This is a genomic window from Streptomyces sp. NPDC091287, assembly GCF_044768525.1.
Taxonomy (GTDB): Bacteria; Actinomycetota; Actinomycetes; order Streptomycetales; family Streptomycetaceae; genus Streptomyces.
Map to the genome: position 1 here is coordinate 271,264 of NZ_JBIVUV010000011.1, position 26,892 is coordinate 298,155.

The following is a 26,892-nucleotide window of genomic DNA, read 5'->3' on the forward strand; positions in this document are numbered from 1 at the left end:
CCGGGGGCCCGGGCGGCAGCCGCCGCCCGGGCCCCCGGGTCCGCACCCCATCGCCTCGCCCCAGGGAGTGACCGTGACCATGACCAGTACGGACGCAGCGACGGAAGGGCACGAGGTCGCGGCGCTCCTGGAGCGCACCCGTGCCGTCGTCGACCCGCATCTGCGATCGGCCGTGGAGTCGCTGCCCGGCGGCATACGCCGCATCGCGATGTACCACTTCGGCTGGGAGAACGCCGACGGAACCCCTGCCGCCGGCCATGCGGGCAAGGCCATCAGGCCGGCCCTGGTGCTGGCCGCCGCCCGCGCGCTGGGCGGCGATCCGGAACGCGCCGTCCGGGCCGCCGTCGCCGTGGAGCTCGCCCACAACTTCACCCTGCTCCACGACGACGTCATCGACGAGGACACCACCCGCAGGCACCGGCCCACCGCCTGGGCGGTCTTCGGGATCCCGGACGCCATCGTCACCGGCGACGCCATGCTCGCCCTGGCCCAGCGGCTGCTGGCCGAGGATCCGCACCCGGCCGCCGCCCGTGCCGCCGCCCGCCTCTCCTCCTGCGTCATCGAGCTGTGCGCGGGCCAGCAGGCGGACTGCGCGTTCGAGGAGCGCGGCCCCGACGAGGTCACGCTCGACGAATGCCTCGCCATGGCCACCGCCAAGACCGGCGCGCTGCTCGGCTGCGCCTGTGCGCTCGGAGCCCTCTACGCCGGGGCGGAGGACCGGGCGGTCCGCGCGATGGACGGGTTCGGACGGGAGGTGGGCCTCTCGTTCCAGCTCATCGACGACCTGATCGGCATCTGGGGCGACCCGGACCGCACCGGCAAGCCCGTCGGGGCCGACCTGTCCGCCCACAAGAAGTCCCTGCCCGTGGTCGCCGCCCTCACCTCGGGCACCCCGGCCGCCGCCGAGCTCGCCACGCTCTACCGGGGGCCCATGACCACCTCCGGCGAGGTGAGCCGGGCGGCCGACGCGGTGGACCGGGCCGGCGGCCGGGACTGGGCCCAGGTCTGCGCCGCCGACCGGATGGCCCGCGCGGTCCACCACCTCTCCCGGGCGGTCCCCGACCCGAGCGCCGCCGGGGACCTGCTGGCACTGGCCGAATTCGTCACCCGCAGGACCAGCTGACCCACCTCGTGCGACCTGCGCCGCCCCGTCAACTCTAGTATTCCGGAGGTGGGTTGAGCGAAAGCGGTAGGGAAGGGGCGGCAGCCGGTCATGGGTATACGGATTCAGCAGGCGGAGCAGCGCGACCGGGAGCTGGTCGTCTCGGTCATGGAGGAGGCGTTCCACCACGACCCGGTCAGCAGCTGGGTGTTCCCCGACGAGGCGCACCGGCGCGCGGTGCACGGCAGATTCCTCGGCGTCTTCGTCGACGTCGCCCTCGCCGAAGGCCGTATCGACATCGCCGAGGACGGCGCCGCGGTGGCGCTCTGGCTGCCGGTGCCCGCCGGGGCCCCCGAGGAGGAGGACCCCACGCCCGCCCTGATGCGGCGGACCGCCGACCCCGACAACGAGCGGTGCGAACTGGTGGGCAGGCTCACCGGGGCCGTTCACCCGCACGACCGCGCGCACGCCTATCTGCTGATGATCGGCGTCTCCCCCGACCGTCAGGGAGAGGGCATCGGCGCGGAGCTGATCGGCGTGGAGCTGGAGCGCTGCGACCGGGAAGGGCTGCCGGCCTATCTGGAGGCGAGCAGCGCCCGGAGCCGGGCGCTCTACGAGCGGCTCGGATTCCGCTTCCTCGGCCGTGCCGTCGACCTGCCGGACGGCCCGCCGATGTACCCCATGTGGCGGGAACCCGAAGCGGGTTGAACCCGGAGGGTGGTAAGGAAGCCGCCCGGGGCAGGGGCTACAGTCCCTGCTCATGACAGATGAGTCGTGGGCCGGCTGGTACCGGGACAACAAGGGTTCCGACGCCGTCGTTCTCACCACGGACGGGCGGCAGCTCCGGATCCGGATCAGAGGGGTCGACTTCGAGGGCGAGAGCTTCGACGACCTGGGGCCGGTCGCCGGCATGCCGCCGGAGAGCGGGATGTTCGCCCTCGCGGACGGCGCGCTCACCGACTGCGTACTGGAGTGGGATCTGCCGCTGCCCGTCCTCGTCGCGGGCACGCTCCGCCACGCCACGCTCAGCTGCCTGCTCTCCCTGCGCCGGGTCGACCCGGACCTCCATCTCGCCCTCCACCTGGACGGCGCGGTGTACGAATCGGCCCGCGCCGAGCGCGACTTCAACGCCGCCCTGACCGCTGTCCAGCGCATCCTCCCGGACGGCGTCCGGATCCAGACCTGTATCGCCTGCGCCTTCTCCGACTACTTCCCGGCCCCCGGCCGCGGCCTCTCCGGCGGGCTCGCCTGTTTCCGGGGGGCCAAGGACGCCTATCGGGGCTCGGCGGGCGAGGACGACGTGCTGGAGCTGTGGGACCAGCGGTCCGGGTTCGTCCAGGAGGTCTGGAGCTGCCGAGAGTTCGAGGTGCGCCCGGCCGACGGCGCGGGCACCGGCCACCGGGGAGCCTTCCCGCTGGAACTCGCCTGACCGGCCGGCCTGACCCGGTCTGACGGACCGGCCTGACCGGCCCGACCAGGCGGCCCCGACGCGACCAGGCGGCCCGACCCGACCTGGCCGGCCCGGGACCGCCCGCCGCCACCGGAAATCGCCCGCCTCCGCCCCGTACCGCCTCCGCCCCGTACCCATCCCGGTACGGGGCGGACGCGCGTCACCCACGCCGTTGCCCTCGCCTCATTGTTCTACTAGCATGCGAACAACGGAGGTTTTCCATGACAAGCAAGAACCTTGGCCGCGCAACGCTCGCGGCCCTGCCCTTTGTGCTCGCTCTCCTCGTCGACCTCGTCGTCCACATCACCGTCAAGGACCGGCTGCCCGCCCGGCTGTCCGTCCACTTCGACGCCGGCGGCTCCGCCGACGGCTACATGGGCGTCACCGCCCATCTCCTCTACACCGCCACATCGCTGCTCGTGCTCGGCGCGCTGTGGGCCTTCATCGCGGTCAACGGCAAGCTCTACGGCCGTGCCCACCGGTGGTTCATCGGCGGGGGCTTCGCCGTCGCCGGGTTCCTCGGGTACCTGTTGACCGCCGTCCTGTTCGTCAACGTGGACGCCCCCGAGGGCGGGCCGGCGGACGGCTTCCCGCTCCGGCATATCGTCGTGGCCCTCGGGGTGGCCGTCCTCGCCGGAGCCCTCGGCCTGCTGGCCTCCCGGCTCGTCCCCGCACCCGATGACCCCCGCGACCGGGATCCGGCGAGCCGGGAGCGCATCGCGCTCGCCGACGGCGAGGTGGCCGGCTGGGCGCGCGGGATCGGGGCGTGGTGGGTGCCGGTCGCCGTGCTGGTGTTCCTGGCGGCCGGTGTCACCGTCGGCCTGGAGCAGAGCTGGTTCATCGCGGGCCCGCTCCTTCTCCTCGGCCTGGTGGCGGTCACCTTCTGCCGCCCCCACGTCACCGTGGACCGGCGGGGCCTCACCGTCTCCGGCCTGCTGCCCCGGCCCCGGGTGCGGGTGCCGCTGGAGCGGATGGAGGGGGCGGGCAGTCGCCGCGTCAACGCGCTCGCGGAGTACGGCGGTTGGGGCTATCGCATCCGCCCCGAGCGCAGCGGCGTCATCACCCGCTCGGGTGAGGCCATCGTCGTCAGCCTGACGAGCGGCCGCGAGTTCGCCGTCACCGTCGACGACTCGGCCACCGGCGCGGCCCTGCTCAACACACTGCTCGACCGGCAGCGGACGGGGCGCTGACCATGCTCTTCCGGGTTGATCCGACCTCCACCGTCCCGCTCGGCGACCAGATCGCCGCCTCGGTCCGGCGTGCGGTCGCCGAGGGCGCGGTGGCCCCGGGCGAGCGGCTGCCCGCCGCCCGGGTGCTCGCCGAATCCCTCGGCGTGAACGTCCACACGGTGCTGCGCGGCTACCAACGGCTGCGCGAGGAAGGGCTCATCGAGCTCCGCCGCGGCCGGGGCGCGGCGATCACCGAGGGCGCCTCGCCACAGCGGGCCCGGCTGCTGGAGCGCGTCCGCGAAGCCGTCGCGGACGCCCGGGACCTCGGCATGACCGAGGACGAACTGCTGACCCTCGTCCGCGGCGAGTTCGCCGCCTGACCGGCGCACGGACACGCACGGACACGCACGGACACGCACGGACACGCACGGGCACGCACGGCCCGACCGGCACGCACGGCCCGAACCGGCCCGACCGGCCCGACCGGCACGGGCGTGGACCGCGCAGAGGACCGTTCCGCGGGCGGAACGGTCCTCTGTCGTGTGGGGGGTGCCGGCCGGTCCCGGGACACAGGACCGGCCGTCCTCCGCCGGACTGCCGGTGCGTCCCGGTGTCAGGAGGCGGAGCGGGCGAGCGCGGCCAGGCCGTTCTGCCACAGCTGGTTCACCCGGGCCCGCTCGTTGGCGTCCGGGTTGGCGTTGGTGCAGGACGGGCCGGGGCCGCCGCCGGACATCAACTCGCTGCACGGGCCGGAGTAGTTGTCCGGCAGGCCGAGCACGTGCCCGGTCTCGTGCGTGGTGACCCGGGTCGAGTCGTACTGCTGGTTCTGGGCGTAGTCCAGGAAGATGTACCCGCGACCGTGCCCGTCGGTGCTCGCGTAGGAGCCCCGGGGGTCGTTGCCCTCGCGGTAGGTGAAGTCGGCGCCGGAGCCCTCCTGCAGCTGGACGTTGGATACCGAGCTGTTCCAGATCTGCGTGCTGTTGGCTATCTCGCCGCGGAACGACGGCGCGCCCGACGCGTCGTAGGTGACCGTGACGGCCTTGATGCCCGGGTTGGCGGCGCGCTTCTCGGCGACGGACTTCATGACGGCGTCGAGGAAGGCGCGGTTCGCGGCGGCGTTCTCGCCCGAGCCGTTGTACGCGGCGATGGTGGTGGAGGAGGGGGCGGCAGGGGCCGGAGCGGCGGCGACCACGGGTGCGGTGCCCAGCGCGGCGACGAGGCCGAGCCCGGCGGCGGCGGTGGCGACAGCGGTCCTGAGGTGTCTCATGGGGGGATTTCTCCTACCTGTCCGATCGAACCCGCGCCGTGGGGGTGTCCGCTGGGGCGGACAAGGCGTGGGGCGGTACGGGGAAGAGTGTGGTGCAGCGCACAGTCGCGGGGGATGATGCCGAACGGTGATAGCGCCGCCCTATCGCCGCCCGGGCCCTCTCTTTCCGCACGTCAGCCACCCATGGGCATGCCATGCTCACGTCACGGGCACGGCATCGTCACATGTCTCAGGGCCCAACACTCCCTGAATTGCCGCTGTTTGGTGGGGTTGCGACGTCTGGTGCACGGCGTGCGGCGGTCATAGTCTCCGCTGCATGGAGCTGGAGGTGAGGCACCTCAGGGCGCTCTGCGCCATCGCCGACGCGGGCAGCCTGCATCAGGCGGCCCGTCGCCTCGGTGTGAGCCAGCCCTCCCTGACCACCCAGCTCCGGCGGATCGAGAACGTGCTCGGCGCCGAACTGTTCCGCCGCGAACGGACCGGCTGCCGGCCGACCTCCCTGGGGCGGGCCGTCCTGAGCCGGGCCCGGCCCCTCGTGAACGGCATGAACGACCTGGTCGCCGAGGCGCTGGCGGAGGCCGAGTCCGCCCGGCCGCGCGGATCCCGGCTGCGCATCGGCTCCACCGCGAGCCGGGTCATCGGCGGCTGGCTGCGCCGGCTGCGGGTCGCCCTGCCCGGCACCGACATCTCGCTGCGGGTCGATGTCTCCGCCCACGCACTCCTGCGCTCGGTCGAGGGGGGTCGCCTGGACGTCGCCTTCGTGCACGAGGTGGAGGGCTCCCCGCTCGCCGTGCCGGAGGGCCTGGAGCAGCGCGTACTCGTGGAGCGGGAGCCGCAGTTCATCTCGCTCTCCCGGGACCACCCCGCCGCCCGCCGCCGCGTGGTGGAGCTCGGGGACCTGGCGGGCGACCCGTGGATGGTCGATCCGACGGTGGACGGCGAGTGGGACGGGGTACGCCGGGTGCTCGGCGCCGCCGGGCTCAATCCGCCGGTCCTGCACGGCGACTACCTCACCGCCGCCTCTCTCGTCGTGCTCGGCGAGGCCGTCGCGCCCTGCCAGCCGACGTCGGGCCCGCGCGACGACATGGTGATCCGCCCGCTGCTGGGGGACCCGCTCGCGGTGCGGCTGCTCCTGGTCTCCCGGCCCGGGACGGACATCGCGGTGGTGTACGCGCAGTTGGAGGACGCCTACCGGGACGCGGCGTGCCGGGCCAGCGGCTACCACGAGTGGCTGCTGCGCCACCGCTCCCCGCTGGCCCGCACGCCCTGATCCGCCGACGTTCCGCTCGCGCCGGTGACGCCCGCCGGCCCGCGCGCCGGCCCCGCGACGGCGAGTTCCCCGTTCTGCTGACAGCGTGCTCGTGTTCCCCCGCCGCCTTCCGGCGGGCAGAGTCGTCCCATGAGGCTTCTGATGCTGGGCGGTACGGAGTTCGTCGGACGGGCCGTCACCGACGCCGCGCTGGAGCGGGGCTGGGACGTCACGGTGTTCCACCGGGGCCGCCACGCGCCCCCGCCCGGCGTGCGCGCGCTGACCGGGGACCGGACCGCGGGCGAGCGCGGACTCGCGGCGCTGGCGGAGAGCGGGCAGGACTGGGACCTGGTCGTCGACACCTGGAGCGGCGCGCCCGCCGCCGTCCGCGACGCCGCCCGTCTGCTGTCCGGCCGGTCCGGGCACTTCAGTTACGTCTCCAGTCGCTCGGTGTACGCCCACCCGGCCGCCCCGGGGCTCGACGAGGACGGTCCGCTGGTGGCGGGCGCCTCGCCCGACGACGGCGCGGACGTGCCGTACGACCGGGCCAAGCGCGGCGGTGAGCTGGCCGCCCTCGACGCCTTCGGGGACCGGGCCCTGTTGGCGAGGGCCGGGCTGATCATCGGCCCCGGGGAGAACATCGGCCGGCTGCCCTGGTGGCTCTCGCGGATCGCCCGTGGCGGACCGGTGATCGCCCCCGGCCGGCCCGGGACCGAGCTCCAGTACATCGACGCACGGGACCTGGCGGACTGGATCCTGGACGCGGCGGCGGGCGGGCTGCACGGCGCGTACAACACCGTCAGCCGCCCCGGCCACACGACCACGGGCGAGCTGCTGGAAGCCTGCGTACGCGTCACCGGGTCCGACGCCGAGCTGCGCTGGACCGATCCGGAGGTCCTGCTGGCCGCCGGGGTCGAGCCCTGGAGCGACCTGCCGATCTGGCTTCCGCCGGGCGAGCTGTACGACACGCTCCACCGGGGCGACCCCACCAGGGCGTACGCCGCGGGGCTGCGCTGCCGCCCGGTGGGGGAGACCGTCGAGGACACCTGGGCCTGGCTGCGCGCCCTCGGCGGCGTGGCACCCCGGCGCCCCGACCGCCCGGCCGTCGGCCTCGACCCCGTGCTGGAGGCGAAGCTGCTGGCTCGCTGACACACCGCTTCCGCCTGCGTGTCGTGGCGGAGAAACCTCCTATAGGCCTACACGAAGGGGCAAAGGCGGCGTGTCATTCAATATGACTAAGTGTTAACCATGCATATTGCGCGGCATGGAACAGAAGGCGCGCAGGCGCGGCAACGCAATCCGGGCAGCAGTGACAGTGGCCACGGCCGCGGCGATGGTGGGCGTGCTGGCCCCGGCCGCGGGCGCCGATCCGCTGCCGGGCGGACTGGGACCCTGCCTAGGCAGCTCCTGCCCGCCCAGCTGGAACGACCCCAACAACGGCCCGGTCGAGAACTTCGACAGCAATATCAACGTCTACGTCGGCGGGGACTTCCTGGTCCGGGAGGCGGCGGCCGAGGCGGAGGGGAAGGTCGTCACCCTCGGCCGGTTCGACATGGACAAGCGGGACGGGGTCTCGCAGATCTACAACGTCGGCATCGCGGGCGTCGGTTCGCGGGTGCCGCCGCCGGACGGCTCCGACTATCTGACGGCGGGCGGCGACGTGACCATCGCCGACGGCGAGCGCCTGCTCGCCGAGGAGGGCACGCACTCCGGCCGCGTCGCGTACGCGGGTGACCTCACGGGCACGGTGAACCCCACCACCGCCCCGCGCTTCGACGAGGACGCGGCCGCCCCGTACACCGCGCTGCGCCCGCAGCTCACCGAGGCCAGCCAGTGTTACGCGTACGACGGCGACGAGCACCGGGAGGCGACGGGCACGTGGGTGAAGACCGGTGACGTCATGACGTTCACCGGTGACGGCTCGTCCGCGATCCAGATCTTCGACGTGGACGCGGACCTGGAGTCGGAGGCGGGCGGCAACACGGGGTTCGTCTTCAACGGCATCCCCGAGGGCGCGACCGTCCTCGTCAACGTCTACGGCTCCACCCGCAGCGTCGCCACCTTCATGGGCTCGTTCCCCAACGAGGGCCTCCGCGAGAACCTGCTGTGGAACTTCCCGGACGCCACCGACCTGTCCATGAGCGGTCCGGCCCAGTTCGAGGGCAGCGTGCTGGTGGGCCGGCCGACGAGCACCACCGTGCTCAGCATGAGCGGCACCAACGGCCGTTTCTACACGGCGGGTTCCCTCACCCACACCTCGGCGGGCGCGTCGGGCGGCCAGGAGATCCACGCGTACCCCTTCGACGGCGACCTGCCGACCTGCGCGCCCGACCCGACGCCGACCCCGACGGACCCGACGCCGACCCCGACGGACCCGACGCCGACCCCGACGGATCCCACGCCGAGTCCCACGGACCCGACGCCGACGCCGACGGATCCGACGCCGAGTCCCACGGGCCCGACGCCGACGCCGACGGATCCGGCGCCGAGTCCCACGGACCCGACGCCGACGCCGACGCCGACAAACCCCACGCCCACCCCGACGGATCCCACGCCGGCTCCCACGGATGCGACGCCGAGTCCCACGGATCCGACGCCGAGTCCCACGGACCCGACGCCGACTCCCACCCCCACCCGCACCGGCCACCCGCCGCACCCCACGCCCTCGCCGAGCCACCCGGGTGAGCTGCCCGACACCGGCTCCCGGGGCGGCGAATGGATCATCGGGTCCATCGCGGCCGCGCTGGTCGCCGCCGGCGGCACGGTTCTCGTGGCCACGCGCAGGGCTCGTCGCCGCACCTTCTAGCAGGTGCCAAGCACCGCCCGCTAGCGTGGTTCGATGACCGAACCGCTGTTGCAGCACCTCGCCGAAGCACCCCTCTGGGAGGCGGCCCGCGGGACAGGGACGTACGAGATGTCCACCCGCGGCCGCACTCTCCAGGAGGAGGGCTTCATCCATCTCTCGCTGCCCCACCAACTCCCCGGTGTGGCCCGGATGCTGTACGGGGACGACGGCCGGGACCTCGTGGTCCTGGTCATCGACCCCGCCCGCCTCGCCGACCCCGTCCGGTACGAGGCGATGAAGCCCGGCGGCGAGGAGTTCCCGCACCTGTACGGACCGCTCCCGGTGGGCGCGGTCGTGGAGGTGCGGCCCTGGGACGGAGGACGACGAGAGGAAGACGAACCCCAGTGAATGGCCCCCTCATCGCGGTGACCGGAGCGACCGGAGCGATCGGCGGCCGGGTCGCCCGACGGCTGGCCCGGACCGGCGTGCCCGTACGGCTTCTCGGCCGCGACCCCGCCCGGCTGCCCGACCTGCCCGGCGCCGACCACGCGCCCGCCGCCCGCTACGGCGACGCGGAGGCCATGCGCCGGGCCCTCGACGGGGCCCACACCCTGTTCCTGGTCTCCGCCCACGAAAGCCCCTACCGGGTCCGTGAGCACACCACGGCGATCGACGCCGCCGTGGCGGTGGGCGTGGAGCGGATCGTGTACGTGTCCTTCCAGGGGGCCGCGCCCGACGCCACGTTCACCTTCGCCCGCGACCACTGGGACACCGAGGCCCACATCCGTACGGCCGAGATCCGCCACACCTTCCTGCGGGACAACTGGTATCTGGCCGGGCTGCCCGCGATGACCGGCACCGACGGGGTGCTGCGCGGGCCGGGCGGCGACGGACGGGTGGCGGCCGTCGCCCACGAGGACATCGCCGACGCGGCGGCGGCCGTGCTGCTGGACGAGGGCACGGACCACGACGACCGGGTCTACGACCTCACCGGACCCGAGGCGTTCACCCTCGCCGAGGCGGCCGACGAGCTGAGCCGGGCCACCGGGCGACCCGTCGTCTACGTCCCCGAGACCCGCGAGGAGGCCTACGCCTCCCGGGCCGGCCACGGGGCCGAGGACTGGGAGGTGGCCGGCTGGGTCACCTCGTACGAGGCCATCGCCCAGGGGGAGCTGGCCGCCGTCTCCGACGCGGTGCCCACGCTCACCGGGCACCCGGCGAAGAGCTTCGCGCAGTTCCTGGTGGAGAACCCGGACAGCTACCGTCATCTGCTGCCGGGCGGCTGACCTGACCGGCGGCCGGCCGGCGGGAGGCCGGCGCCTGGTCGACGTGGACCGGTCGGCCCCCGCGGGTCACGCCGTGCTCAGAGCCACGGGATGTGACGCCACGGACTGCCCTCGCTCTCCGCCAGCAGACGGTGGGCGAGGACGTTCTTCTCGTAGAACGGCCCGTACTCCTCCTCGTCGAACCGCAGCACCCGCCCCAGCGAGTAGCCCGCCGAGAACTCCTCCCAGGAGCGGTGGGCCGACTTGCTCAGCGCCCCCGCGTAGACGATCGCCTGCTCCGCGTCGGCGGGGGCGCAGTAGCGCGCCGCCAGCCCCCAGCGCGCCAGGTTCACCGCCCGCCCGTAGTCGTACGCGACCGTCGTGCGGACCCGGCCGTCCGGGGGCAGCAGCCCGTCCGCGCGGAACCGGGCCTCGTAGCGCATGATCCGGCGCACCAGCTCCTCGATGCCCTTCACCGTGCCCGGCGCCGCCCCCAGGTCCTGGGCGTGGCCGGCCGCGGTCTCGCGCCACAGGTCGGCCGAGGGCAACTCGCCGAGCGCGGAGACCAGTTGGTCGCGGGTGCGCAGGACGAAGTCCGGTTCCGGCGGGCCGTTACGGGCCTCCAGCAGGGTGTCCAGCTGCTTGCGCCACTCCGCGTGGCCGGTGATGCCCCAGGACTCGCGGAGCAGATCGCGCTCGGTGGTGTACTCGCGGTAGACCGTGCCGACCTCGTTCCACGGCACCGCGTTCCCGATCGCCATATGCGCCCCGCAGGCCAGCCCGTACGCCAGCGGACCGCGCAGCGCGCCGTGGCGCAGCGCGAGCAGCCGGTTCTCCGGGAGACGGTCGTTCTCCGCGTACGCGCGCTGCCACAGTGCCAGGTCCGTCGGGCCCGTCGGCAGCAGCAGTTGACCGGGCGTCCCCACGTTCACCCCGAGGAACACGTGCGGGTCGGACCAGCCGAACTCGGCGGCCCAGCGCAGCGAGACGCCGTGGAAGACCCAGTCCGGATGCCAGGCCGGCAGCATGCCCCGGGTGAGCACCGGCCGGCAGACGAAGCCGGCCGGGTCGTGGTGCGCGCGCCAGGTGATGGTGTCCGGTCTCGCGTCCACCTCGGCGCGCGGGGCCGGGATGTACAGCTCGGCCCCGGCGAGCGCCGCCAGTTGGGCCCGGGCGTCGCCGCGCAGCGCCGCCTCGTGGAGGAGCTGTTCGGTCTCGGACGGCGGGACCCAGGGGGCCGGGGGAGCCGGGCGATGGTGCGGGTGGATCGGGTTCATGACCACGCGATGTTCCGATAGGGGCTGGTGGGGTCCTGGACGAGGACGCGATGCTCGGCGAGCGACTGCCGGTACGTGGGCTCCGCCGCCTCCGGTCCGTCGTCCTCGGCCCGGTGGACCACCCGGGCCATGAGGTAGCCCAGGGAGAAGTCCGCCCAGGAGGAGTAGGCCGCCCGGGCGAGTTCGCCGAGCCGCAGCACGTCCTGCTCGGCCTCCTGTGGTTCGCCGTACCGGGCGCCGAGCGCCAGCCGTACGACGTTGACCGCCCGGCCGAGGTCGAAGGCGGCCAGGGTGTCGACGCGGCCCTCCGGGGCGATTGCGCCGTCGGCCCGGAACTTCTCCTCGTACAGAGTGATGTGACGCAGCGCCCGGTCCGCCACCGCCCGGTCCTCCGCGTCGCGCGCGGCGAAGGCGCGGTCCACCGCGTCGGACCACTCCTCATGCGTCGGCGTCCGCCCCAGCCGGTGCGCCAGGGTGTGCCGGGTCCGCAGGACGGCTTCCTGGACGCGACCGACCAGTTGGTTCTTCATCAGGGAGGCGAGGCGGTCGCGGTACTCGGCGCGGTGCGGGATGCCCCACGGGCTGCGCAGCCGGGCCCGGTCGGTCGCGTAGTCCTCGTAGGCGGCGCCGAGCCGGTTCCAGATGAGGCCGTTGGTGACGGCCAGATGGGCGCCGAGCGCCAGCCCGTGGGCGAGCGGCCCGTGCAGTGGCCCGCCGTCATCGGTGAGCAGGACGCCCCGCTCGGCCCCGCCGGATCGCTCGTCCGCCCTCGACCAGGCCTTCAGCCGCTTGGGCCGGGCGTCGACCATCGCCGCGTACGGGGTGCCGTGGTTCACCGCGAGCCGGCGCACGTCGTACGGCCAGATCCGGGCCAGCTCGCCGAGGCTCACCTCGCGGAACACCCACTCCGGGTGCCAGGGCGGCAGCATGCCCTGGGTCAGGACCGGGACGCAGGTCCGCCCGGAGGCCTCGTCGCGGATCGCGGGCAGGGGGGCCGTCCAGCCGGGGATGTCCGCGTGCAGCCGGGCGACGAGCACGTACAGCCGGGTCCGCGCGAGCAGCTCCACGACCGCGTCGGCGCTGCCGCCCGCGACGGCCGCGGACAGCGCGCGCTCGATCCCGGTGGGCGCCACCACTGTGCCGCCCGCTGTTCCTGCCCCGCTCCCCGTCGTCACGGAGCCGATCCTACGAAACGGGGTCCGCGCCGGGCGCGGGAGGTCAGAGCCCGGCCGGGCGCACCAGCCCCGACTCGTACGCGAACACCGCCGCCTGGGTCCGGTCGCGGACGCCCAACTTGACCAGGATCCGGCCCACATGGGTCTTCACCGTCTGCTCCGCCACGATGAGCTGCCGGGAGATCTCCGCGTTCGACAGGCCCCCCGCGATCAGCGTCAGCACTTCCGTCTCGCGCTCCGTCAGCTCGCCGACCCGTGCCTTGAGCGGTGGGCGCGGGGCCCCGGCCGTCCGGGAGAACTCCACGATGAGCCGCTTGGTGATGTTCGGGGAGAGCAGTGCGTCGCCCACCGCCACCACCCGTACCGCGTGGGCCAGTTCGTCGGCCGACGCGTCCTTCAGCAGGAAGCCCGAAGCGCCCGCGCGCAGCGCCTCGTAGACGTACTCGTCGAGATCGAAGGTGGTCAGCACGAGCACCTTCACCGTGGAGCCCTCGGGGGAGGTGATCCGCCGGGTCGCCTCGATACCGCCCAGCTCCGGCATCCGGATGTCCATCAGGACGACGTCCGGGGCGAGTTCGGCGACCTTGGCGACCGCGTCGAGCCCGTTGACGGCCTGCCCGACGACTTCGATGTCCGGCTCGGCGTTCAGCAGGACCGTGAAGCCCTGGCGGACCATCATCTGGTCGTCGGCGATCACGGCGCGGATGGGCGGTGTCATGGGGCGTCCTCGGTCGTCTCGGTGCTGGTGGGCAGGATCGCGGTGACTTCCCAGCCGCCGTCGGGCGTGGGGCCGGCGGCCAGCTCACCGCCGAGCATCGCCGCGCGTTCGCGCATCCCGAGCAGGCCGTGGCGTATCCCGGGGGAGTGGGCGGCCGGGCGGTCCGGCGGCGAGTTGACGACCCGGACGGTCAGCCCGGCGGGCCGGTGGCCGATCACCACGTCGGCTCTCGCACCGGGCGCGTGACGCATCACGTTGCTCAGCGCCTCCTGCACGATGCGGTACGCCGACAGCTCGACGCCCGGCGAGAGGGGGCGCGGGGCGCCGGTGGTGGAGAGGGAGGCGGCGAGACCGGCGGAGCGCACGGTGGCGAGGAGCCCGTCGATCCCATCGAGGCCCGGCTGCGGGGCGTGCCGCGTGCTCTGCGCCGGCGCGTCCTCCGAGCGCAGGACGCCGAGCACCCTGCGCAGCTCGGCGAGGGCTTCGAGGGCGTTCTCGCGGATGCCGGTCAGATTCTCCCGCAGCTCCTTGGTGGGGTGCTCGACCAGATGCGGGGCGACCTGCGCCTGGATGGAGATCACCGACATGTGGTGGGCGACGACGTCGTGCAGCTCGCGGGCGATCCGGTTGCGCTCCTCCAGCAGGGTGCGCCGGGCCCGCTCCTCGGTGGTCAGCTCCACCTGCACGACGAGGTCCTTACGGGCGAGGCGCACACTGCGTAGCGCGACGCCGAGGGCCAGTGCCACGACGAGCACGGAAGCGGACACGTAGGGGTTGATGTGCGGCAGCAGAGGCGTGTACCGGGTCAGGAGCAGCATCACCCCCATCGCGATCGCCAGCGCGGCGACTGCGCGCCGAGGCCGGACCCGCACTGCCAGCAGGAACAGGGCACCGCCCTGCAGGGCCAACCCCGCGAAGGGCGGGGGGTACAGCAGCTCCGGCATGGGAAAGACGCCGGGGATCCACAGGCGCGAGCCCTCCGTGGGCGCGGTGGCCGCGGTGGCCAGCTCCGTCACGACCGACAGCGCGGTCGCCGTCCACCACGCCCCCACGGGACGGATCATTCCGGCCACGAGCGCCGCCGACTGTGCGCAGGCGGACAGCACCGCGAACAGGTAGACCGCGCCTCCGTGAGGGACGAGTTCGTTGGTACGGACCACCATGATGCCGACCGAGGTGATGACCAGCAGCACCAGCAACGACGGCCGCCACACTGGGGCGCCGGGCTCGCCCATGCGCGGCACCCGGTCGGCGGGCGCGGCCCACAACTCCTCGTACAGGGCGCGCGGCACACGGCGCACCGCCGCCCGCAGCCGCACCGCCCTCGACGACGTCACCGCCCCCACTGCCCCCACCGCCCCCTCGGTTCCACTCCTGCTCAGACTAGGCACGACGTGCGTGTCCCTTCCGCTCGGGGGAGGACTCCCGTACGACGAGGGAGACCCCGCCGGGGCGCCGCCCGCCCTGTTCGTAGCCCCGGAACGCGGCCCAGCACACCAGCAGGGCCAGGGCGAACACCGGCAGCCAGAGCAACCGGGCCAGCACCCAGCCGGCGCCGTCGGGCACGGTGTGCAGCCCAGGCAGCGGGTCGTCCGCGATCAGCGACCCACTCGCCGTGACGATGATCATCGCGGTCTGGTGCCACAGGAAGACGGTCATCGCCGACAGGTTCACCACCGCCACCACCGCCCAGACCGCAGGCCTCCGCAGCACCCGGCGCAGGGGCCCGACCAGCAGGAGCGCCGCCCCGCACTGCGCCAGGCCGAACATCACGGCGGCCAGGCTCGGCGGATCCAGATTGGACATCCGGCTGCCCGGAACGCCGACCATGGAGGCCGGATACCCGGCCCACAGCACGAGCGCGAGGGCCGCCGCGGCCCCGCCGAGCAGCAGCGCCCAGCGGCCCGCCCGGCCGCGCACCCCGCCCCGGGCCACCAGCGCCCCCAGGCAGTAGGGCACCAGCCAGCCCGCGACCACGTTGATCCACCCCAGCTCGCGAGGACCGCCGAGGCCCAGGCGTACGAGGTCGACGTGCAGCACCACCACGAGCGGCCACAGTGGGTGCAGCCGCGCCACCAGCGGAGTCAGCGCGGTCAGCGCGGCGAAGACCAGCAGGAACCACAGCGGGGACCAGACCAGCTTGACCAGCGCACGGACCGTCGCATCACCCACCCCGGCCACCAGCATCCCGGCCGCCGCGAGCGCCCACACCACGAGCACCGCCGCCACCGGCCGGAACAGGCGCCCCAGCCGGCCGCGCACCCACCGCCCGTACGGCACGCCGCGCTGCCGGGCCGATGCCCAACTCCCCGCCGCCACCTGCCCGCCCACCAGGAAGAACACCGCGAGGGTCTGGAACACCCAGGAGACCGGGGTGAGCTGAGGCAGATACGTCAGCGGGCTCGCCCCGCGCACCGTGCCGCTGTCGGTGACCAGCGCGGTCACCAGCCAGTGCCCGCCCACCACGCCGAGGATCGCCAGGGCCCGCAGGGCGTCGACGGCCCGGTCCCGGCCGGGCGGGGTGGCGGCCTCGATCCGGGCGACGAGACTAGGCACGGGAGGCCCCCAGAGCTTCGGCGCCCGCCGCGATCCGGGCCAGGTTCGTCAAGGAGCGCGAACCGGGCAGCAGATAGTCGCTGTGGCCGCCGTCGCCGGCGTCGAACACCTCGGCCCCGAAGCGGTCCGCCACCGGATCGGTCCCGAAGCCGACCGTCGCGACGAACGGCACCCGCACCCGGACGTGGGGCACCCGGGCTATCCAGTCCCCGCCGCTCCGGCCCGCCCAGACCCGGGCCCCGGTGCGCAGCGAGGCGGCGTCCCGAGCTCCGACCCCGGGGCTGCCGTAGAGGACGAGGGCATCGGCCGCCGTCCCCGGCGCGGACCGGGCGCAGATCACCGAACCGTAGGAGTGGCAGAGCAGGCTGATCCGGGTGCCGGGGAGCATCACGCGCAGCCCGTCCACCAGCGCGCGCAGCCCCGGCGCGGCCTCGTCGGCGCGACCGGTGGTCAGCGCGGCCGGGCTGACGGTAGCGGGCGAGCGGTAGCCGAGCCAGACGACGACGGCCGCGCCCTCTCCCAACTCCCGGTGCAGCGCCCGGGCATCACGCCGCAGCCGCCAGTACGCGTCCAGCCCGACGCCGGCACCGGGCACCAGCACCGCGATCCGCCGGGCCGCGGACAGCTCCCCGACGACCTCGGTGCTCCGGCCGCCGTCCCGCCCGTCGAAGGCGAGGAACTGCCGCCCGGGCTCGGCCATCCCCCGCAGCGACGCCGCCCGCCGGAGGTCCCCGTGCTCCTCCGCCGCCCGTTCGGCCGCCCGGATGTCCTCCCGGCTCACCGCGAACCGCCGGGCGAGCGCCGCCGGCCCCGCGTCCCGCAGCGGCCCGAGAGCGGTCGGCGCGGGGGCGGGCACGGCGGCGGGCCGGGCCGCTCCGGACACCGGCACAGCCACCGCGAAGGTGACGAGAGCGGCGAGCAGGGCGCGGAGCCGGCGGGGTCTGCGCGGGCGGTCGGGCATGGGGTGAGGTCCTTCCGTACCAGGGGCATCGCGTGCTTCCGGTACAGAAGTTATGGACGGCGGCCGGTAGTCGGCGTCCCGCTGGAGGGGGCACCTGCGGGGTGGCTCTCAGGTATGACGCGGGGGACGCAGACGGGGGCGGGCCGGTGCCGGCCGGTGTGGCACGGCGTCGGCCGTGCCCGGTGCGTCCCGGCGTCAGCCGCGGCCGGTGTGCTCCAGGATCGCGGCGGCGAGCGGGGCGTGCACCTCGCGGGGGAGCGCGTGGCCCATGCCCGGGATCTCGACGAGCCGCGCGCCGCGGATCGCCTGGGCGAGGTGTTCGGGGTGCGGGGGCGGGAAGACGGGTTCGGCGAGGGCCGAGATGACCAGGGCGGGCACCTGGGTCATGGCGAGCTGCTCGGTGCGGTCCATCCCGGAGTAGTCGGCGCGGGCGTGCGCGGAACCGGCGCGGTGATGTCCGGTGTGCTCGATGATCCGGCGCTCCAGGGCCCGGGTGCGGTCGGCGTCGAAGGGGATCACGCCGCCGCCGAGCGCCCGCCAGTGCTCCACGCGCCGCTCCAATTCGGCCTCGGGCCCACGGTCCTGCACGGGCCGGGCCCACAGCTCCAGCAGGGCGGGCGCGACGCCGGGAAGCTGCTCGGGCGGGACGCGGGTGCCGTCCGGGGCGGTGTAGGGGACGGAGCTGAGCGCTCGCGTCCCGAACACCGTGGCGGTCAGCAGCCGCTCGGGGTGGTCGGCGATCAGCAACTGGGCGAGCATGCCGCCCAGCGACATCCCCACGATGTGCGCGCGCTCCACACCGAACGCGTCGAGCACGGCCACGGCGTCCTCGGCCAGCGCGGTGAGCGGATAGGGCCGCTCGTCGAAGGCCCAGGTGGACCGGCCGGTGTCCCGGTGGTCGTAACGGATCACGCGATGCCGGGCGGCGAGCAACTCCACCAACTCGTCGGGCCAGCCGAGCCCGGACGCCTGCGCGCCCATGACCAGCAGCAGGGCGGGGGCGTCGGGAGCGCCGTGTTCCTCCGCCCAAAGGCGTACGCCGGGGGCGACTTCGACGAAGCGTTCCATGGTGGACCTCGCTGTTCTGGTGAGCCGACACATAAGACGAGACGGTCCGTCTCGCTTTGAGGTTAACGCATCACCGGACGCGGGACCAGTGGGTACGAGAACGGCCCCGGCCCGCACGCGATGACGCGCGGGCCGGGGCCGCCGAAGCGTTGATCCGGAGATCAGGCCTTCTTGGTCTCCCAGAAGATCCGGTCGACCTCGGCGATCAGGTCCAGAGCCTTCTGACCCGTCTTCGGGTCGTTCGAGCCCTTGGCCGCGGAGAGCGCCTTCAGGGTGTCGTTGATCAGCTGGTGCAGCTCCGGGTACTTCTCGAAGTGCGGGGGCTTGAAGTAGTCGCTCCAGAGCACCGAGACGTGGTGCTTCGCGAGCTCGGCGCGCTGCTCCTTGATCAGGACGGCGCGGGTGCGGAAGTCCGCGTCCTCGTTGGCCTGGTACTTCTCCTGGACGGCCTTGACCGACTCGGCCTCGATGCGGGCCTGGGCCGGGTCGTACACGCCGCAGGGCAGGTCGCAGTGGGCGCTGACCTTCACCTTGGGGGCAAACAGGCGGGAAAGCATGGAGCTGTCCTCCTCGTGATCGTCTTCTCAGGTGGGACATTACTCCGTGGAGCGCCGCTTTCCGTGGCTGCCCCAGGGGCTTAGGTCAAAAGTCCGGTGTGAGAATCGGGCCGTCGGCCGAACGTACGGAGTGACGCTCGGGCGATGTGCTGACGATGTGCACGAGGAGAAACCGGGAGGTGCCGGAGATGCCGGAGCGGCGACAGGTGTCCGGAGGCGGGCGGGTGACGCGGCGTCCGTTGCGGGTGGTGGAGGTGACGGGCCCCTCGATGGTGCCCACGCTCTACCACGGCGACCTGCTGCTCGTGCAGTACGGGGCGCCCGTGAGCCCCGGTGACGTGGTGATCCTGCGGCACCCCTTCCAGCAGGACCTGCTGGTGGTCAAACGGGTCACCGAGCGACGGGCCGGCGGCTGGTGGGTGCGGGGCGACAACACCTTCGCGGGCGGGGACAGCACCGACTACGGGACCGTGCCGGAGGAACTGGTGCTCGCCCGGGTGCGGGCCCGCTACCGGCCCCTGGCGAAGGGTCAGCGGTCGGTGACGGCGGTGCTGGGCTGGGCGGTCTCCGCGCTGCGGCCGGTGCGCTCGGCCTCCTCGCGCTTGCGGGCCCGGTAGGCGGCCACGTTCGCGCGGGTCGCGCAGCGGTCCGAGCAGTAACGCCGGGAGCGGTTGGTGGAGGTGTCCAGGTAGGCGTTGCGGCACGGCGCCGCCTCGCACAGGCCGAGGCGGTCCACGCCGTGCTCGGTGAGGTGGAAGGCCAGGCCCATCGCCGCGATGGCCGCGTAGCCGGCGGTCGCGTTCGACGGGTGGTCGGCCAGATGCATGTGCCAGTCCGGCCTGCCGTCCTGGTCGCGTACGTCGTGCCCCGAGATCTGCGGGCTCACCGGGAACTCCAGCAGCAGCGAGTTCAGCAGGTCCACCGCGAGCGTCTCGTCGTCGCCGTCCGCCGCGTCGAAGACCGCCCGCAGCCGCGCCCGTACGGAACGGAACCGGGTCACGTCCGCGTCCGTCGTCCGCCGCGCCGCCTGCTGATTGGCTCCGAACAGCTCCCGGACCGCCTCGACGGAGGTGAGGGTGTCCTTGTTGCGGGCCGGCTCCTCGGTGTTGACCAGGCGCACGGCGTAGTCCGAGTAATAGGCCAGTTCCACTTGTAGTCCTTACGGTGTCGGTCTAGAGTCGGGGCGTCGGCCAGTGTAATGGTCGATTGACGTAAACGGGCATTACGTGGAGGTTGGCGTGACGGAGACGGCTACGGGCACCGACTGGCAGTCCTGGCAGGAGAGCTGGGACCGGCAGCAGGAGTGGTACATGCCCGACCGCGAGGAGCGGTTCCGGGTGATGCTGGACATGGTCGAGGCGGTCGTCGGACCGGAACCGCGGGTGCTCGACCTCGCGTGTGGTACGGGAAGTATTACGGACCGGCTCCTCAAGCGGTTCCCGAACGCCACGAGCACCGGAGTCGATCTCGACCCCGCGCTCCTGGCCATCGCCCGCGGCACCTTCGACGGCGACGACCGGGTCGCCTTCGTCACCGCCGATCTCAAGGACCCCGACTGGACGGCCGGGCTGCCCCACACCTTGTACGACGCCGTCCTCACCGCCACCGCCCTGCACTGGCTGCACAGCGATCCGCTCGCCACGCTGTACGGGCAGCTCGGCGGGCTCGTCCGGGACGGCGGTGTGTTCATGAACGCCGACCGCACGATCGACACGGCCACCCCCCGCATCAACGCCGCCGAACGCGCCCACCGGCACGCCGCGATGGACCGCGCCAAGGCAGGCGGCGCTCTGGACTGGGCCGAGTGGTGGGCCGTCGCCGCGAAGGACCCGGTCCTGGCCGCGCCCACCGCCGAGCGGTTCGCGATCTACGGTGAGCACGCGGACGGCGACATGCCCTCCGCCGACTGGCACGCCCGCACCCTGCTGGCCTCCGGCTTCGGCGAGGCCCGCGCGGTCTGGGCGTCCCCCTCGGACACGCTGGTCCTCGCCGTGAAGTAGCCGCCCGCGAACGACGGCAGCCGCACGGCGGTGAGAGGGGCGGTACGGGCTTCGGGCCCGTACCGCCCCCTTTTCGTCTTCTTCGTCGCTGTCCGCAACCTCCGCCGGGCCCCGGCGCACTGGAAGGGTGAGACGGTCCGCCTCCGCGGGCCGGGGAGCGGGGAGAGAAGGGGCGGGGAATTGCGGATTCCGGAGAGGGGCCCGTATGCGGGCCGATGACGACGCGGCGCTGCACGACTTCGTGGAGGGCCGACGCACCGCACTGTTCCGCAGCGCCTATCTGCTCTGCGGCGACCGGCACGAGGCCGAGGACCTCGTCCAGAGCGCCCTGGTCAAGGTCGTCCTCGGCGGCCGGCGCCACGGACGGCTCGACAACATCGAGGCGTACGCCCGTAAGACGCTGGTCAACACGTTCATCGCGAGCCGGCGGCGGTTCTGGCGGCGGGAGCGGGCGTACGGCGAACTGCCCGACCGCCCGGGGAACACGGCCGACACGGACACCGGCCTGGTCGTCAGGGAGGCGCTCGCCCGGCTCACGGCCAGACAGCGGGCGGTGCTGGTGCTCCGTTACTGGGAGGACCTGAGCGTGGAGGCCACGGCCGAGGCGCTCGGGATGCGGACGAACACGGTCAAGAGCCACACGGCTCGGGGCCTGGCGGCGCTGCGCGCCGGGATGGCGGAGGAATTGGTATGAACGACGTCCGTGAACTGCTCGACCGCGCCGCCGAGGGAGCGGGGAAGCCCGCGTTCTCCGCCGCGACCGTGTACGCGAAGGCCGCCCGGATCCGCAGGCGCCGCCGGGCCGCCGCCTCGGCCGCCGTCCTCGCGGTGGTCGCCGCCGGGGCGTTCACCCTGCCCCGGACGAGCGGCGACGAGGACCCCGCGCACGCCTCGGTGGCGTCGGCCGGGCCGTCCGCCCCGCCGTCGGACCCCGCACCCGACAGGGCCGAACGGCTGGCCGCGCTGCTGCCGCCGGACGTGGGGGAGATCAAGGAGGTCTCCCTCGCCGTGCTCATCAAGAACGCGACACCCGAACAGGCACGAACCACCTACCTGGGGCCGCTGGACGGGCACTACGCGTTCCGCAAGGACGGCGGCGTCGGCTATCTGGTGCTCACCCTGGAGGACCGGGAGGCGGTGGAGAAGAAGACGGGCCGCCCGGCCGATCCGGACGAGGACCTCTGCGTCCGGGTGGGCCAGGAGCCGGCCCCTACCGACTGTGAGCGGGAGGTGCTCCCCGACGGCCGGGTCCTGACGACGTGGCGCGACACGATGGACGTCGAGGGTGACGACAGCGTCGGCTGGGGGCCCGAACTGGTCGGCCGGCTCAGGCAGGAGGACGGTTCGCAGTTCCTCGTACGCTCCAGCACCGGCTTCGAGGGCACCGGCACCCTGGGGCCGCTGCTGTCGGAGCCTCCGCTCTCCCGGCAGCAGCTGAAGGAGTTGCTTTCCGGCCCGGAGGTTCTGCCGACGGGCTGAGGGCGCGGGCGCGGGGGAGCGCACCGGGCGCGGCCGGACGCGCGGGAGGGCGGTGCGGACCGTGGTGGTCCGTACCGCCCTCCCGTGTGCGCCGGGGCCCCGCCCCTACAGGCCTACAGGCCTACAGCACCTTCGACAGGAACGACTTCGTCCGGTCGTGCTGCGGGTTGGTCAGCACGTCACGCGGGTGGCCCGACTCGACCACCACGCCGTCGTCCATGAAGACCAGCGCGTCTCCCACCTCGCGGGCGAAGCCCATCTCGTGGGTGACGACGATCATCGTCATACCGTCCTCGGCCAGGCCGCGCATGACGTCCAGGACGTCGCCGACCAGCTCCGGGTCGAGCGCGGAGGTCGGCTCGTCGAAGAGCATCAGCTTCGGCTCCATCGCCAGCGCGCGGGCGATGGCCACGCGCTGCTGCTGCCCGCCGGACAGCTGGGTGGGGTAGTTCCCCGCCTTGTCGGAGAGGCCCACCCGGTCCAGCAGCTTCTCGGCGCGGGCCCGGGCCACGGCCTTGGACTCGCCCTTGACCTGGACCGGGGCCTCCATGACGTTCTCGATGGCCGTCATGTGCGGGAACAGGTTGAAGCGCTGGAAGACCATGCCGATGTCGCGCCGCTGGAGGGCGACCTCGCTGTCCTTCAGCTCGTAGAGCTTGTCGCCCTTCTGCCGGTAGCCGACCAGCTCGCCGTCGACCGAGAGCCGGCCGGCGTTGATCTTCTCCAGGTGGTTGATGCACCGCAGGAAGGTCGACTTGCCGGAGCCGGACGGGCCGATCAGGCAGAACACCTCACGCGGGGCGACCTCCAGGTCGATGCCCTTGAGGATGTGGGCGGCGCCGAAGGACTTGTGGACGCCCTCGGCCTTCACCATGGGGGTGGTCATGCGGAGACACCTCCGGAGGGCCGGTTGCTGAACGCGGCGAGGTTGACCTTGACGCGCTGCAGCGGCGTGAGCGGCAGCGAGCGCAGCGAGCCGCGGGCGTAGCGGCGCTCCAGGTAGTACTGGCCGACGCTGAACACGCTGGTCATCACGATGTACCAGATGGACGCGACGAACAGCATCTCCATCACCGCGTACGACGTGGAGCCGATCTGCGAGGTCGAGCGGAGCAGTTCGTTGTACGTGACCGCGTACACCAGCGAGGAGGTCTTCAGCATGTTGATGAACTCGTTGCCGGTCGGCGGGATGATCACGCGCAGCGCCTGCGGGAGGACCACACGGCGCATGGTCTTGCCCTGGGTCATGCCCAGCGCGTGCGAGGCCTCGGTCTGGCCTTCGTCGACCGACTGGATGCCGGCCCGGCAGATCTCCGCCATGTAGGCGGCCTCGTTCAGCGCGAGCCCCAGCAGGGCGCACATGAACGGGGTCATGACGTCCGTCATCTCGTCCTTGTAGATGAACGGGATGTTCAGGACCGGGAAGATCAGCGCCAGGTTGAACCAGAGCAGCAGCTGTACGTAGACCGGGGTGCCCCGGAAGAACCAGATGTACAGCCAGGCCACCCAGCTGGTGACCGGGTTCTTCGACAGCCGCATCACGGCCAGCACGACGCCGAGGATCACGCCGAGCACCATCGCGAGGACGCTGATCAGCAGGGTGCGGCCCGCACCGGCGACGACGCTGCTGTCGAACAGCTTGTCGCCCACGGCGTGCCACTGGATGTTGCCCTGCGAGAAGGCGTACCCGAGGGCGACGAGGAGGCCGATGACCACGACGCCGCTGATCCAGCGGCCGACATGGCGGACCGGAATGGCCTTGATGTTCTCCGGGGCCGGGGTGGCGCCCTTGGAGACGGACACCGGGCCGGCCGGTGAACCGGCGGGTGTCTTGTCGAACTTGTCAGTCATGGTGACTGCCCTTCAGTGAAGCGTCCGGTCACTTGCCGCCGTTGATGGCGGCCTTGTCGATCGCTCCCGTACCGGCGCCCCACTTGTCGAGCACCTTCTGGTAGGAACCGTCGGCGATGATCGCGTCGACGGCCTCCTTCAGGGCGTCGCGCAGCCCGGTGTTGTCCTTCTTGACGGCGATGCCAAACGGGCCGGCGTCGACCTGCTCGCCCACGACCTCGAACGCCTTGCCGCCGTCGGCCTTGCGGGCCAGGTCGACCGCGACCGGGTAGTCGTTGACTCCGGCGACCGCACCGCCGGACTTGACGCGGGTCTGCGCCTCGGTGTCGTTCTCGAACGACTCGATCTTGACGGCCTTCTTGCCACCGTCCGTACAGGCCTTCGACTGCGTCTTGAGGGCCTTCTCGTACGTGGTGCCGCGCTGCACGGCCGCGGCCTTCCCGCAGAGGTCCTCGATGGACTTGATGTTCTGCGGGTTGCCCTTCTTCGTGTACACGGCGGTGCCGGCGAGGAAGTAGTCGACGAAGTCGACGCCCTCACCCAGCTTCTTGCCCGATTCGTCCAGGCCCTCCTGGCGCTGCTTGTTGTCCGTGATCGACGACATCGCGATGTCGTGACGCCCGCTGTTCAGGGCGGTGATCAGGCCGTCGAAGGAACCGGAGGTGAACTCGAACTTCACCCCGAGCTGCTTGCCGAGGGCCTCGGCCAGATCAGGGTCGACACCCACGATTTTTCCGTTCTCGACGGACTCCATCGGGGCGTATTCGGCATTCGTGCCGACCTTGATCACACCGGACTTCTGGTACTTCTCCGGCAGCTTCGAGAAGAGCGGCGCGCCGCTCTTGGTCTCCTTGCCGCTGCCTCCCTCCTGGGAGGAGCTGTCTGTCTGGTCGCCACAGGCGGTAAGCAGCAGGGAGCCGGCGACCGCGATGGCGCCGATCGCCGCAATCCGGGACTTCGCGGTCGTACGACGCGTGGTGCTTGCGGTCATGTCGGGATCCTCCGGCAGGTGAGGGTGATGTGCTGGTGGGCGGCTTGGCACGCACCTTCGAGTGTCGCCACCTTGTGTGATGACGGCATCCTGCCATTCGGATTGACCCATTCAGGGGTCCGGCCATGTCAAAATCGGATAACGGGCGACCCCCGAACATCAACGGCCGGTGCCCGAGGACCGGACCATCTGTGGGGATTCATTCCCTCTGCCGGAGAATCTTCGGCACGTCTCGACTGGTGGACGGCATTTATACCGGTTTGCCGACTTGTCCAGATATTCGACTATGAGTCACGTCACCGCGTCGATATGGACTCGTCCGTAACATCGTTCGTCCGGTAAAAAAGACGTTTACACCCCTCATCCGGGGCTCAGGGCGCGTGTGCGGCGCGCCCGCGCGTACGTACCACCTCCCTGCCGGAGCGGGCCAACCGCTCGGTGCGGGGCGCGTACGCGGTGCCCGCCCACCCCTCCTCAACCAGGAGTGGCCACCCTCAAACGATGAATACTTAAGGGGTCAACACCATGGCAGCGGAGATCGTCAATCCTCGCAGCGACAGCACCATCGACAGTGGCATCCAGCGCACGAGCGCAGCGGACACCGGGGCCGACGAGCCCTTCGATCCGGCCTTCGCCCTCCACCGGGGCGGGAAGATGGCCGTGCAGGCCACCGTCCCGATCCGGGACAAGGACGACCTCTCCCTGGCGTACACGCCCGGTGTGGCGAAAGTGTGCAGCGCCATCGCCGACAACCCCGAGCTCGTCCACGACTACACCTGGAAGTCCCAGGTCGTGGCCGTCGTGACGGACGGCACCGCCGTGCTCGGCCTCGGCGACATCGGGCCCGAGGCGTCCCTCCCCGTCATGGAGGGCAAGGCCATCCTCTTCAAGCAGTTCGGCGGCGTCGACGCGGTGCCGATCGCGCTCGCGACCACCGACGCCGACGAGATCGTCGAGACCGTCGTCCGGCTCGCCCCCTCGTTCGGCGGGGTGAACCTGGAGGACATCTCGGCGCCCAGGTGCTTCGAGATCGAGCGCAAGCTCCAGGAGCGGCTGGACATCCCGGTCTTCCACGACGACCAGCACGGCACGGCCGTCGTCACCCTCGCCGCCCTGCGTAACGCCGCGAAGCTCTCCGGGCGGACGCTCGGCGATCTGCGCGGTGTCATCTCCGGCGCGGGCGCGGCGGGCGTGGCCATCGCCAAGTTCCTGCTGGAGGCGGGGATCGGCGACATCGCGGTGGCCGACCGCAAGGGCATCGTCAGCCGCGACCGCGACGACCTCACCGAGGTCAAGCGCGAGCTGGCCGAGCTGACGAACCGGGCCGGCCTCTCCGGTTCGCTGGAGCAGGCGCTCGCCGGTGCGGACGTCTTCATCGGCGTCTCCGGCGGTACGGTCCCGGAGGCGGCGGTGGCCTCGATGGCCCCCGGCGCGTACGTCTTCGCGATGGCCAACCCGAACCCGGAGGTCCACCCGGACGTCGCGCACAAGTACGCGGCGGTCGTGGCGACCGGGCGGTCGGACTTCCCGAACCAGATCAACAACGTGCTGGCGTTCCCGGGCATCTTCGCCGGCGCGCTCCAGGTCCGGGCCTCCCGGATCACCGAGGGCATGAAGATCGCCGCGGCGAACGCGTTGGCCGACGTGGTCGGCGACGAGCTGGCGGCGGACTACGTGATCCCGTCGCCGTTCGACGAGCGGGTCGCCCCGGCGGTCACCGCGGCGGTGGCCGCGGCGGCCCGTGCGGAGGGTGTGGCTCGGCGCTGATGCGTTGAGCTGTTGTGGGTGGGCGGGGCCTGTACCTGTACGGGCCCCGCCCGCTTTCCATGAAGCCTCGCCCGCACCGTCAAGCCTCTCCGGCGATTGAGGAGCGGGGTCCGGGGCAGGCCCGGGGGGGGGGGGGGCCCCCCCCCCCCCCCCCCCCCCCCCCCCCCGCCCGGGGGGGGGGGCCGGCGGGGGGGGGGGGGGGCGC

28 protein-coding genes are annotated in these 26,892 nt (G+C 72.7%); 15 read left to right on the forward strand and 13 right to left on the reverse strand.

Annotated features, from left to right (window positions below; translation table 11 throughout):
- The first annotated feature begins 79 nt into the window (after window positions 1-79).
- From ACIQRW_RS20745 to ACIQRW_RS20765, 5 genes are all read left to right on the forward strand, one after another.
- Complete coding sequence (locus tag ACIQRW_RS20745; protein WP_403762236.1) at window positions 80-1,123, forward strand: family 2 encapsulin nanocompartment cargo protein polyprenyl transferase; 1,044 nt, start codon at window positions 80-82, stop codon at window positions 1,121-1,123.
- A gap of 90 nt (window positions 1,124-1,213) precedes the next feature.
- Entirely contained in the window at window positions 1,214-1,810 is a 597-nt protein-coding gene (locus ACIQRW_RS20750) for a GNAT family N-acetyltransferase (RefSeq protein ID WP_403762239.1), read from the forward strand.
- A 52-nt stretch (window positions 1,811-1,862) separates the two neighbouring features.
- Window positions 1,863-2,531: a DUF6304 family protein gene (locus ACIQRW_RS20755; protein WP_403762242.1), complete on the forward strand. Its 669-nt coding sequence runs from the start codon at window positions 1,863-1,865 to the stop codon at window positions 2,529-2,531.
- Between the two features lie 242 nt (window positions 2,532-2,773).
- Window positions 2,774-3,742: a DUF1648 domain-containing protein gene (locus ACIQRW_RS20760; protein ID WP_403762245.1), complete on the forward strand. Its 969-nt coding sequence runs from the start codon at window positions 2,774-2,776 to the stop codon at window positions 3,740-3,742.
- Between the two features lie 2 nt (window positions 3,743-3,744).
- Window positions 3,745-4,101 (forward strand): GntR family transcriptional regulator, encoded by a 357-nt coding sequence (locus ACIQRW_RS20765; RefSeq protein ID WP_403762248.1) that lies wholly within the window; start codon window positions 3,745-3,747, stop codon window positions 4,099-4,101.
- Window positions 4,102-4,334: 233 nt separating this feature from the next.
- Here ACIQRW_RS20765 and snpA read toward each other — a convergent pair whose 3' ends face one another.
- The gene (gene snpA, locus ACIQRW_RS20770) at window positions 4,335-4,988 is read right to left on the reverse strand and encodes a snapalysin (protein ID WP_403762251.1); all 654 of its coding nucleotides are present in this window, start codon (window positions 4,986-4,988) and stop codon (window positions 4,335-4,337) included.
- Window positions 4,989-5,304: 316 nt separating this feature from the next.
- Between snpA and ACIQRW_RS20775 the strand changes: the two genes are divergently transcribed.
- The 5 genes from ACIQRW_RS20775 (at window position 5,305) to ACIQRW_RS20795 (ending at window position 10,308) form a co-directional block, all read left to right on the forward strand.
- Window positions 5,305-6,258, forward strand: a complete 954-nt coding sequence (locus ACIQRW_RS20775) for a LysR substrate-binding domain-containing protein (RefSeq protein WP_403762254.1) — start codon at window positions 5,305-5,307, stop codon at window positions 6,256-6,258.
- A 129-nt stretch (window positions 6,259-6,387) separates the two neighbouring features.
- A complete protein-coding gene (locus tag ACIQRW_RS20780; RefSeq protein ID WP_403762257.1) occupies window positions 6,388-7,386 on the forward strand; it encodes an NAD-dependent epimerase/dehydratase family protein in 999 nt (332 codons plus the stop codon).
- A gap of 115 nt (window positions 7,387-7,501) precedes the next feature.
- A complete protein-coding gene (locus ACIQRW_RS20785; RefSeq protein ID WP_403762260.1) occupies window positions 7,502-9,043 on the forward strand; it encodes a choice-of-anchor A family protein in 1,542 nt (513 codons plus the stop codon).
- A 33-nt stretch (window positions 9,044-9,076) separates the two neighbouring features.
- Window positions 9,077-9,430 carry a DUF952 domain-containing protein gene (locus ACIQRW_RS20790; protein WP_403762263.1) on the forward strand — a complete coding sequence of 118 codons (354 nt, stop codon included), beginning with the start codon at window positions 9,077-9,079 and terminating at the stop codon, window positions 9,428-9,430.
- The gene (locus ACIQRW_RS20795; protein ID WP_403762266.1) at window positions 9,427-10,308 is read left to right on the forward strand and encodes an SDR family oxidoreductase; all 882 of its coding nucleotides are present in this window, start codon (window positions 9,427-9,429) and stop codon (window positions 10,306-10,308) included. The genes ACIQRW_RS20790 and ACIQRW_RS20795 overlap by 4 nt, the downstream gene beginning before the upstream one ends.
- 77 nt (window positions 10,309-10,385) lie before the next feature.
- On the opposite strand, the gene ACIQRW_RS20800 is transcribed toward ACIQRW_RS20795, so the two are convergent.
- The 8 genes from ACIQRW_RS20800 to sodN all read right to left on the reverse strand — a co-directional run bounded on the left by ACIQRW_RS20800 (window position 10,386) and on the right by sodN (window position 18,599).
- The gene (locus ACIQRW_RS20800; RefSeq protein WP_403762269.1) at window positions 10,386-11,564 is read right to left on the reverse strand and encodes a DUF1266 domain-containing protein; all 1,179 of its coding nucleotides are present in this window, start codon (window positions 11,562-11,564) and stop codon (window positions 10,386-10,388) included.
- The gene (locus ACIQRW_RS20805; RefSeq protein WP_403762272.1) at window positions 11,561-12,739 is read right to left on the reverse strand and encodes a DUF1266 domain-containing protein; all 1,179 of its coding nucleotides are present in this window, start codon (window positions 12,737-12,739) and stop codon (window positions 11,561-11,563) included. The genes ACIQRW_RS20800 and ACIQRW_RS20805 overlap by 4 nt, the downstream gene beginning before the upstream one ends.
- A gap of 43 nt (window positions 12,740-12,782) precedes the next feature.
- Complete coding sequence (locus ACIQRW_RS20810; RefSeq protein ID WP_403762275.1) at window positions 12,783-13,457, reverse strand: response regulator; 675 nt, start codon at window positions 13,455-13,457, stop codon at window positions 12,783-12,785.
- Window positions 13,454-14,803: a sensor histidine kinase gene (locus tag ACIQRW_RS20815; RefSeq protein ID WP_403762330.1), complete on the reverse strand. Its 1,350-nt coding sequence runs from the start codon at window positions 14,801-14,803 to the stop codon at window positions 13,454-13,456. Before ACIQRW_RS20815 ends, ACIQRW_RS20810 begins: the two co-directional genes overlap by 4 nt.
- A gap of 37 nt (window positions 14,804-14,840) precedes the next feature.
- Entirely contained in the window at window positions 14,841-16,013 is a 1,173-nt protein-coding gene (locus ACIQRW_RS20820) for an acyltransferase (protein WP_403762278.1), read from the reverse strand.
- Complete coding sequence (locus ACIQRW_RS20825; RefSeq protein WP_403762281.1) at window positions 16,006-16,974, reverse strand: alpha/beta hydrolase; 969 nt, start codon at window positions 16,972-16,974, stop codon at window positions 16,006-16,008. The genes ACIQRW_RS20820 and ACIQRW_RS20825 overlap by 8 nt, the downstream gene beginning before the upstream one ends.
- A 195-nt stretch (window positions 16,975-17,169) precedes the next feature.
- Complete coding sequence (locus tag ACIQRW_RS20830) at window positions 17,170-18,042, reverse strand: alpha/beta fold hydrolase (protein ID WP_403762284.1); 873 nt, start codon at window positions 18,040-18,042, stop codon at window positions 17,170-17,172.
- A gap of 161 nt (window positions 18,043-18,203) precedes the next feature.
- Window positions 18,204-18,599, reverse strand: coding sequence for a superoxide dismutase, Ni (sodN, locus tag ACIQRW_RS20835; protein ID WP_003966342.1), 396 nt, complete (start codon window positions 18,597-18,599; stop codon window positions 18,204-18,206).
- Window positions 18,600-18,787: 188 nt separating this feature from the next.
- Here sodN and sodX point away from each other — a divergent pair, with 188 nt between their 5' ends.
- Window positions 18,788-19,216 (forward strand): nickel-type superoxide dismutase maturation protease, encoded by a 429-nt coding sequence (sodX, locus tag ACIQRW_RS20840; RefSeq protein WP_403762287.1) that lies wholly within the window; start codon window positions 18,788-18,790, stop codon window positions 19,214-19,216.
- Here sodX and ACIQRW_RS20845 read toward each other — a convergent pair.
- Window positions 19,129-19,749: an ABATE domain-containing protein gene (locus ACIQRW_RS20845; RefSeq protein WP_228924129.1), complete on the reverse strand. Its 621-nt coding sequence runs from the start codon at window positions 19,747-19,749 to the stop codon at window positions 19,129-19,131. The two genes, sodX and ACIQRW_RS20845, sit on opposite strands and share 88 nt — an antisense overlap.
- 88 nt (window positions 19,750-19,837) lie before the next feature.
- Between ACIQRW_RS20845 and ACIQRW_RS20850 the strand changes: the two genes are divergently transcribed.
- The 3 genes from ACIQRW_RS20850 to ACIQRW_RS20860 all read left to right on the forward strand — a co-directional run bounded on the left by ACIQRW_RS20850 (window position 19,838) and on the right by ACIQRW_RS20860 (window position 22,078).
- Window positions 19,838-20,599 carry a class I SAM-dependent methyltransferase gene (locus ACIQRW_RS20850; RefSeq protein WP_403762290.1) on the forward strand — a complete coding sequence of 254 codons (762 nt, stop codon included), beginning with the start codon at window positions 19,838-19,840 and terminating at the stop codon, window positions 20,597-20,599.
- 205 nt (window positions 20,600-20,804) lie between these two features.
- The gene (locus tag ACIQRW_RS20855; protein ID WP_274343698.1) at window positions 20,805-21,293 is read left to right on the forward strand and encodes a SigE family RNA polymerase sigma factor; all 489 of its coding nucleotides are present in this window, start codon (window positions 20,805-20,807) and stop codon (window positions 21,291-21,293) included.
- Complete coding sequence (locus tag ACIQRW_RS20860; RefSeq protein ID WP_403762294.1) at window positions 21,290-22,078, forward strand: hypothetical protein; 789 nt, start codon at window positions 21,290-21,292, stop codon at window positions 22,076-22,078. The genes ACIQRW_RS20855 and ACIQRW_RS20860 overlap by 4 nt, the downstream gene beginning before the upstream one ends.
- A gap of 121 nt (window positions 22,079-22,199) precedes the next feature.
- On the opposite strand, the gene ACIQRW_RS20865 is transcribed toward ACIQRW_RS20860, so the two are convergent.
- The 3 genes from ACIQRW_RS20865 to ACIQRW_RS20875 are packed head-to-tail and all read right to left on the reverse strand — an operon-like array spanning window position 22,200 to window position 24,920.
- A complete protein-coding gene (locus tag ACIQRW_RS20865; protein WP_073739993.1) occupies window positions 22,200-22,964 on the reverse strand; it encodes an amino acid ABC transporter ATP-binding protein in 765 nt (254 codons plus the stop codon).
- Window positions 22,961-23,929 carry an amino acid ABC transporter permease gene (locus tag ACIQRW_RS20870; protein ID WP_403762297.1) on the reverse strand — a complete coding sequence of 323 codons (969 nt, stop codon included), beginning with the start codon at window positions 23,927-23,929 and terminating at the stop codon, window positions 22,961-22,963. Before ACIQRW_RS20870 ends, ACIQRW_RS20865 begins: the two co-directional genes overlap by 4 nt.
- Window positions 23,930-23,957: 28 nt before the next feature.
- Entirely contained in the window at window positions 23,958-24,920 is a 963-nt protein-coding gene (locus tag ACIQRW_RS20875) for an ABC transporter substrate-binding protein (RefSeq protein ID WP_403762300.1), read from the reverse strand.
- Window positions 24,921-25,445: 525 nt separating this feature from the next.
- Between ACIQRW_RS20875 and ACIQRW_RS20880 the strand changes: the two genes are divergently transcribed.
- Window positions 25,446-26,687, forward strand: coding sequence for an NADP-dependent malic enzyme (locus ACIQRW_RS20880; RefSeq protein WP_403762303.1), 1,242 nt, complete (start codon window positions 25,446-25,448; stop codon window positions 26,685-26,687).
- The last annotated feature ends 205 nt before the right edge of the window (window positions 26,688-26,892 follow it).